1 protein-coding gene is annotated in these 507 nt (G+C 48.7%); it reads right to left on the bottom strand.

Annotation, left to right across the window (positions count from 1 at the left end):
* On the bottom strand, positions 1–507 hold a 507-nt coding region (locus G4D82_RS14330), incomplete at both ends, for an Ig-like domain-containing protein (protein ID WP_449404285.1).

The following is a 507-nucleotide window of genomic DNA, read 5'->3' on the forward strand; positions in this document are numbered from 1 at the left end:
ATGCTACCGAAGCGCCACCAGTAGCTGCGTTGAACCAGCTCAAGGTTTGTCCGGCAAGAACAGTAGCGGTAGCAGTTAAAGTTTGAATCGGAGATTGCTCACATTGGGTAATATTTCCACCTGAAACCGGAGCTGCCGGAGCTGCGTTGATAGTTAAGGTTACCGGTGTTCTGGTCAGTGAATTACAAGTTCCGTTGTCGGCCTGCGCATAATGAGTTACTGAGCCAGTGGTATTTAAAGTAGGTGAAGCCACAGCCGCTCCGCCACTAGCCGCATTGAACCAGCTCAAGGTTTGTCCAGCTAAAACAGTTGCCGTAGCGGTTAAAGTTTGAATCGGAGATTGCTCACATTGGGTAATATTTCCACCTGAAACTGGAGCTGCCGGAGCTGCGTTGATGGTCAAGGTTACCGGTGTTCTGGTTAACGAATTACAAGTTCCGTCGTTGGCTTGTGCGTAATAAGTAACCGAACCTATAGTATTCAAAGTAGGTGATGCTACCGAAGCGC

The organism is Flavobacterium lotistagni (assembly GCF_011392125.1).
Taxonomy (GTDB): Bacteria; Bacteroidota; Bacteroidia; order Flavobacteriales; family Flavobacteriaceae; genus Flavobacterium; species Flavobacterium lotistagni.